Annotated in this window: 4 protein-coding genes; 1 reads left to right on the plus strand and 3 read right to left on the minus strand. The window is 71.4% G+C overall.

All coding sequences use genetic code 11. The features are described 5' to 3' along the window. Positions 1-37 precede the first annotated feature (37 nt). Both ABZ371_RS25900 and ABZ371_RS25905 read right to left on the minus strand, forming a co-directional pair. Positions 38-2,278: a family 16 glycoside hydrolase gene (locus ABZ371_RS25900; RefSeq protein WP_358683818.1), complete on the minus strand. Its 2,241-nt coding sequence runs from the start codon at positions 2,276-2,278 to the stop codon at positions 38-40. Beyond that, on the minus strand, positions 2,275-4,773 hold the full coding sequence (locus tag ABZ371_RS25905) for a ThuA domain-containing protein (RefSeq protein ID WP_358683820.1): 2,499 nt from the start codon (positions 4,771-4,773) through the stop codon (positions 2,275-2,277). Before ABZ371_RS25905 ends, ABZ371_RS25900 begins: the two co-directional genes overlap by 4 nt. A gap of 284 nt (positions 4,774-5,057) precedes the next feature. On the opposite strand from ABZ371_RS25905, the gene ABZ371_RS25910 reads away from it, so the two are divergent. Then, on the plus strand, positions 5,058-6,044 hold the full coding sequence (locus ABZ371_RS25910; RefSeq protein ID WP_358683821.1) for a multicopper oxidase domain-containing protein: 987 nt from the start codon (positions 5,058-5,060) through the stop codon (positions 6,042-6,044). Positions 6,045-6,091: 47 nt separating this feature from the next. On the opposite strand, the gene ABZ371_RS25915 is transcribed toward ABZ371_RS25910, so the two are convergent. Next, the coding region (locus ABZ371_RS25915; RefSeq protein ID WP_358683824.1) for a DEAD/DEAH box helicase at positions 6,092-7,680 on the minus strand (1,589 nt) is incomplete at its 5' end.

Genomic DNA, 7,680 nt, shown 5'->3' on the forward strand with positions numbered 1-7,680 from the left:
ACCGGCACCCGGGCGGCCGCCTGAGTGTGCCTCGCCCCTACAACTCCTTCACGCGGATGTCGCGGTACGAGATCACGTCCGTGGTGCTGTGGACCTGGAGCCCCACGTAGCCGGAGGCGTAGCGCCGGCCGTCGGTGCCGGGGTCGTCGTCCCGCGGCGGCTGGAAGAGCTGACCGCCGTCGTTGTCGAACTCGTTGATCAGGACGCCGTTGCGGAGGACGGAGTAGTGCTGGCCGACCACCCGGATCTCGTAGTCGTTCCAGGTGCCCTTGGGCGTGACCCCGGCGCCGCCGAGACCGACCCGGTCGAAGCCGTAGAGGGAGCCCGTCTTGTACATGTCGCCGTCGGGCCGGTCGTTGACCTGGATCTCGTGGCCGTACTTGATGGCGACCCACTCCGGGCGTGACTCCTCCGGGTGGTCGTGGACGTTCGGGAAGCGGACGAAGACTCCGCCGTTGGCGTTGCCCGCGCCGGGAGCGTCGTCCCGCCACTGGAGCCGCAGCGAGAAGTCCCCGTACTGCCGCGCCGGGAACCACAGCATGCCCATGCCGTCCACGGTGGCCGAGCTGGTGATCGCGCCCTCCTCCTCGTCGAGGGTGAACTTCCCCCCGCCGACCTGCTCCCACCCGGCGAGGGAGCCGGCCGTGCCGTCGAAGAGCTTGCGGTAGCCCTCGTCCTGGCCCGGGCGGCCGATGCCGGACTGCTTGGCCGCCCTGTAGATCCTCCTGTGCTCACGGGCGTCGATGACGCCGTCGCGCAGCAGCCTGTCCAGGACCGTGTCGACGTGCTTGAGGAACAGGGCGTGCGAGGACCAGTCCTTCTCGTCCTCGATCAGCTCGTTGACCGTGCAGCGGTTGCCGGTCAGCCGGTTGGGGACGCCGGTGTCGACCGTCCCGACGATGACCGTGAGCCGCTCGTCGTACTCGGGGCAGTCGGGCGCCGGGACACCCCCGCTCTCGGCGACGGTGAACGAGGCGCGTTTCGCCTCGGAGGTGTTGCCCGCCTTGTCCGTGGCCCGGTGGGCGAAGGTGTGGCGGCCGACGCGGTCGACGATGACGGGGGAGGAGTAGGCCAGGTACGGGCCGCCGTCGAGGGAGTACTCGACCTTGTCGACACCCGAGTCGGCGTCGGTGGCGGTGACGGTGGCCTCGGCGCCGGTGATGAACGCGCCGTCCGAGTTCTTGTCGCCCGTCACCGCCACGGACGTCACGGGCGGTGTCCTGTCCTGCGACGGGGGCTCCACGACGGTGAAGCCGACGGACTTCTCCGCCGCGGCGTTGCCCGCCTTGTCGGTGGCGCGGTAGCGGACGGTGTGCGCGCCCACCTCGTGCACCATCACCGGCGCGGTGTACGCCTGCCAGGCACCGTCGGCCCCGAGGGCGTACTCGACGGTGCCGACGCCGGAGCCGGTGTCGGACGCGGTCACCGTGACGGTGGCCATGCCGAGATAGGCCCCCGCGTCGTCCTTCTCGCCCGAGACGGTCGCCGACGTCTCCGGCGGGGTCCCGTCGTCCGTGGGTGGCGCCGCGACGGTGAAGTCGACGGACTTCTCCGCAGCCGCGTTGCCCGCCTTGTCGGTGGCGCGGTAGCGGACGGTGTGCGCGCCCACCCCGTTCACCACGACCGGCGCGGTGTAGGGCTGCCAGGCACCGTCGGCCCCGAGGGCGTACTCGACGGTGCCGACGCCCGAGTCCGCGTCGGTCGCCGACACGGTGACGGTGGCCTGGCCGACGTAGGCGCCGTCCGCGTTCCTGTCGCCGTCCACCGTCGCGGAGGTCCCGGGAGCGGTGGTGTCCTCGCCGCCACCACCTCCCTCGGTCACCGTGAGGATGCCCTGCATCGACCCGTGGCCCGGGATCGTGCAGTGGTAGAAGTACCGGCCGGGCGTGAGGGTGACCTCGACGCTGTGCCTGCCGCCCGCGCTGTCGCCGGGGTTGGCCAGGATGTTCACCTGGACGTCGCTGTTGTACTCGGGGTCGGAGACGCCGAAGGTCAGCGTGTGGGGCATGCCCGTCGTGTTGCCCGTGGCCGCGCTGTTCTCGAAGACGATGGTCGCGGCGCCCGCCACGGCGGTCTTCGGCGCCGACAGGTAGTGGTCGATGGGATCACCGGCGGTCCAGTCGAGGACCTGGCCGGCCGCGGCGCCAGCCCCGTCGTCCTCGCGTCCGTAGGCTGCCGTCGACGTCAGCCCGAGGACCGTCAGGAACGAACCGAGCAGGGCGAGCCACACCCTGACGGGCCGGTACCGCCGCCGCGGGAGGAGCGATGGGTGCCTCACTGCGCTGCCGCCTTCCGTGCCAGGTCCGCGACGGCCGGGGTCGGGCCGCCGCCCTTGTACGTCACGCGCCAGAGCGCGGACTTGGAGTCGGAGGTGAAGAAGCCGCGCCCGTAGTCCAGGACGTACAGGGACCCGTCCGGGGCGAACTTCCAGTCCATGAGGTTGCGGATGCCGTCCGCGCCGACCGGGACGATCTTCTTGAGGGACTCGGCGTGGGTGGGGAGCCCGCCCTTGCCGACCGTCCTCGGGTCGGTGAGCACGGCGTGGCGCGGCTGGGTGTCGTCGTAGAAGTCACCCACGAACCACTTGCCGTCCCAGTACGAGGGCCACTTGGCGGTGCTGCCGCTCGCGGCGTCGTACCGGTAGACCGGGCCGTTCATCGTGGCCTGGCCACCGCCCTTGAGCCAGGGCAGGAGCTCCTTCTGGTCGCCGATCCTGTAGCTCGGGACGCCGTTCGCGTCGCGCGGGTAGTCGACGCCGCCTCCCTGGGGCGAGTACCAGATGGTGTTGCCGGTCACCGGCGGCAGGTCGACCAGACCGTCGTTGTTCGGCGACTCGTTCTTCGGCGCGTCGCAGTCGTACCAGTCCAGGGGCTTGGACGGGTCCGGCAGATTCCGGTCGCGGTAGGGCTGCTTGTTGCCCATGCAGTAGGGCCAGCCGTGGTTGCCCGCCTTGGTGATCGCCGCGAACGTGTCGTACTTGGCCGGGCCCCAGGTGGTGCTGGGTGCGCCCGCGTCGGGACCGACCCAGCCGGCGTACAGCGTGTCGGTCGCCGGGTCGACGGCGATGCGGGCCGGGTTGCGGACGCCCATCACGTAGATCTCGCCCCGGGTCTTGCCACCGCCCTCGTCCGGCTCCCTGCCGGTGAAGAGGTTGCCCGCGGGCAGCGAGTACGTCCCGTCGTCCTCGGGGTGGATCCGCAGGATCTTGCCGTTGAGGTTGTTGGTGTTGCCGGCGGTGCGGCGGGCGTCGGCGAAGGACAGGCCCTTGTAGTTGGGCTGCGGGTTGTTCCCGGAGTAACCGTCGCTGAACCCCGAGGAGTTGTTGTCGCCGGTCGCGATGTAGAGGTTCTCCTTCGAGTCCCACGCCATCCCGCCGCCCGCGTGGCAGCAGCTGTGGATCTGGACCGGCCAGTGCAGGAGCACCTTCTCGGACGCCATGTCGAGCTTCTCCGTGGCGTGGTCGAAGGTGAAGCGGGAGACCTGGCGTACGGCCGTCCGCCTGTCGCGGTCGATCTTCGCGTGCGGGGTGTAATGGAGGTACACCCAGCCGTTGGTGGCGAAGTCCGGGTCCAGCTCGATGCCGAGCAGACCCTCCTCGACCTTGACCAGCTCGTCGCCGCCGCCCTTGTTGCCGAAGACGCTCAACCGGCCGGCGAGGGTGACCTTCTCGGTGGCGGGGTCGTAGACGTGGATCTCCCCGTCGCCCTTGCCGACGTCCGGGTCGTTCCAGTCGGTGACCACCGGCACGCTGCTGTCCGCGCCGCCCCGGCCGATGTAGAAGACCCGCCCGTCCTTCGCGGTCACCAGGCCGTGCGGTTCACCGATCTGGTCGTTCCGGCCGGGCTGGTTGGGCCGGGTCAGCCGCTCCGCCGCGTAGTTGGAGTCGATGGTGGCCTTGCAGTCGGCCTGCGAGACGCGGCTCGTCCAGGCCAGCGCGCCGCGCAGGTGCTCGCGGAAGTCCGTCTCGGCGAAGCTCGCCGCCGTACCGCCCATGGCGGTGTAGAAGGAACGTCCGCCGTCGTAGTCACGGCACCAGGAGACCGGGTGGTCCCAGCCGTTGGCGCTCCTGCCCGGGGTGTAGGTGAGCTCGCGCACCCGCGCCACCGTGTGCACGTCGCCGGACGGGTTGTCCTTCCAGTTCAGCCACGTGTCGGGGCGCTTCCACTCCAGCGGGAGGTTCTTCGTCGCCGGGTGCTGCCGGTCGCCGACCTCCACGGTGGCGCGCTGGACCCCCGTCGGGCTGTCCGCGGCCGGACGGGCCCCGACGAGTCCCGTGAACCAGTCGGAGTACGGTTCGGTGCGCGCCGCGTCATGGATGCCCAGGAAGCCGCCGCCCGCCTCCATGTACGCCTCGAGGCCCGCTTCCTGCTCCGGGGTGAGGACGTCGCCGCCACCGGTCAGGAAGACGACGGCGTTGTACCTGCCGAGCCGCTTGCCGTTCGTGAACACGGAGGCGTCGTCGGTGGCCACGGTCTTGAAGCGCCCGGCCGCCGGCCCGCTGAGCCCGATCTTCTCGACGGCGGCGATCCCCGCGTCCACGGTCGGCGGCTCCTCGCCCGCCGACCCGTGGAAGACCAGCACCTTGACATCGGCCCCGCCCGGTGGCGAGGGAAGGGACAACGTTGTCGCCATCCGCTCCCGCGGTGCCGGATCCGGATAGGGCCTGGCATCGGCGGCGTTGCCGCCCAGCAGGGACGCGGTCAGTGCGCCGGCCGCGATCGCCGCCGCCGTCCCCCGTCGCGACCCGGACCGTTGATGTGGTGTGCGCTGCATGTGGTCACCCACCCCTCTTCGCTCACTTCACTTCCTGGTTCACTGCGTTTCTCGGTCACCGCGTTCCTCCGCATCACCGCACCTGTCCGGTTCGCTGCCGACGGGCCTTCGTGGTCACTGCGACAGCGCACGAAGCTAGACCCCTTTTCGTGGCACGCCAATAGCCGCGGCAGCATCCGAACGAACTTTGTCCTGAGTGTGGATAAACGAGGGCGACGCGGCTACGGTGTGGGCCGTCCCGGGGATCGACCCGTCAGTTTCCTTCTCGCACTGGGGAGTTCGACATGGACCGAAGGACCTTCAACCGGCGGATGCTCGTGGGCGGCGGGGTGGCGGCGGCGACCGGGGTGACATCGATGTCGCTCGGCGCAGTCCAGGCCACCTCGGCCGAGAACCCCGCCAGGACCGCCCCGGCGGGAGGCGTGGTCCGCCACCTGAAGCTGTACGCGGAGAAGCTGGCCGACGGCCGGATGGGGTACGGCCTGGAGAAGGGTGGAGCCACGATCCCCGGCCCCCTCATCGAGATCACCGAGGGCGACACGCTGCACATCGAGTTCGAGAACACCACGGACGTCGACGCCAGCCTCCACGTGCACGGCGTCGACTACGACATCGCGAGCGACGGCACCCGGATGAACCGGAGCCACGTCGAACCGGGCGGAACCCGTACGTACACCTGGCGCACCCGCGCACCCGGACGCCGCAAGGACGGGACCTGGCAGGCGGGCAGCGCCGGGTACTGGCACTACCACGACCACGTCGTCGGCACCGACCACGGCACCGGAGGCATCCGCAAGGGGCTGTACGGCCCCGTCGTCGTCAGGCGCGAGGGGGACGTCCTGCCGGACAGGACGATCACCATCGTCTTCAACGACATGACGATCAACAACAGGCCCGCGGGCGAGAGCCCCGACTTCGAGGTCACCGTGGGCGACCGGGTCGAGGTCGTCATGATCACACACGGCGAGTACTACCACACGTTCCACATCCACGGGCACCGCTGGGCGGACAACCGGACCGGGACGCTCACCGGCCCCGACGACCCCAGCCGCGTCGTCGACACGAAGATCTGCGGCCCCGCCGACTCCTTCGGCTTCCAGATCATCGCGGGTGAACACGTGGGTGCCGGGGCCTGGATGTACCACTGCCACGTCCAGAGCCACTCCGACATGGGGATGGCCGGGCTGCTGCTGGTGGCCAAGCCCGACGGAACGGTCCCGGGGTACGAACCGCACCACGTGGCGGGCGCGGCGAGCGGGCACACGCACTGAGCCGGCGAGGCGCCGCACCTCCGCCGGCACCCACGCGCCCCGCCGGTTCACCCCGGCGGGCCCGCCCCGGCCGCGAGCCGCCGCTGCTCGTCCTCGACGATGCGCCGGGCCAGCGCCCCTGCCGACACGTCGACGGCGTCGGGTGTCGCCTCGGCGACCTCACTGCGCCGTGCGTACGCGTCGAACAGCCGGTCCTTGCGCGCCAGGATGTCCAGCAGCCGCTGGTCGACACTGTCCGCCGCGAGCAGCCGGTGGACGTGGACCGGCCGTATCTGCCCCATGCGGTGCACCCGGGCCACGGCCTGGCGTTCCGTCGTGGGCTTGATCTGCGGCTCGCACAGGACGACGACCGAGGCCGCCTGGATGTTCAGCCCGGTGCCGCCGGCCTGTATCTGGGCGAGCAGCACCGCATGGCCGTCCGCCGCGGCGAACGCGTCGACCACCTCCTGCCGGCGGGCCGCCGGAACGCTGCCCGAGAGGGGAACGGACACCTGGTGCCCCAAGGCGTCACGGACGGTCTCCAGCACGTCGCGGAAGTACGAGAAGACCACGACCTTGGCCCCGTTCACCTCCGCCTCCGCGACCAGTTCGCGCAGGCGGTTGAGCTTCGCCGACGTCGCGGGGCGGGCGTACGCGGCACGGCGCATCCGCATGAAGTGGCCCGCGCCGACCGCCTCGCGGTACACCTCCAGGTCGGCGGCGGAGAACTCCAGCCACTCGTCGGCCGTTACCAGGGCGGGCAGTTCACCGAGGACGTCGTCCTGGTTGCGCCGCAGGTAGGCCGGGGCGACGGCTCTGCGGAAGGCCTGCGAGCCGGCGGCGCCGTGTGTCGCGGTGACGGCCCGGTCCAGCTCCGGGCGCAACTGGCGCACCAGGCTCCGGAACTCCTCGACCCGGTTCTCCATCGGAGTGCCGGTCAGGAACAGGGCCCGGTCGGTGTGTCCGGTCCAGCCGGCCACCGCACGGGCGCGCCGGGTCGCGGGGTTCTTCACGAAGTGGGCCTCGTCCACGACGACCATGCCGGGACGGACGCCGCAACCGGGCCCGTCCGGCAGGCCGTGCAACGCGTCGAAGGTGGCCACCGCGACCCCGCCGGCCTCCCGCCACTCCTCGAACGCCTCCCTCCGGCCGGCACCGTGCACCGGCACGGCCCGCAGCGTGGAGCGGGCCCGGATCTCCCGCCCCCAGTTGATCAGCACGCTCGCCGGGCACACCACGAGGAAGTGGGACTCGCCGCGCGCGGCGAGGTGGGCGAGCGCCGCGACGGCCTGGACGGTCTTGCCGAGTCCCATCTCGTCCCCGAGGATGACCCGCTTCTGGGCGAGTGCGAAACGCGCGCCGAAGGACTGGTAGCCGCGCAACGAGACCCGCAGGTGCGTGTCGTCGAGCCGCAGCCCCCGCACGCGGTCCGCGATGTCCGCGGGCAGGAACCCCTCGGCCGCGTCCCGGTCGGGTTCGGCCGAGGACAGTTCGGCGAGCAGGCCGTAGTACTCCGCCGGCCGCAGCTCGAAGTCCACCCACGCCTCCGCGGCCGAGGCGGGCGCCCGCAGCAGGTCCACCGACACCTGCCCGAACAGCATCGGCAGTCCGCGTGCCGCCGCCTCGTCCAGCACGGCCCGCAGGGAGGCGACGGCCG

It is taken from the genome of Streptomyces sp. NPDC005899 (genome assembly GCF_040629645.1).
Lineage (GTDB): Bacteria > Actinomycetota > Actinomycetes > Streptomycetales > Streptomycetaceae > Streptomyces.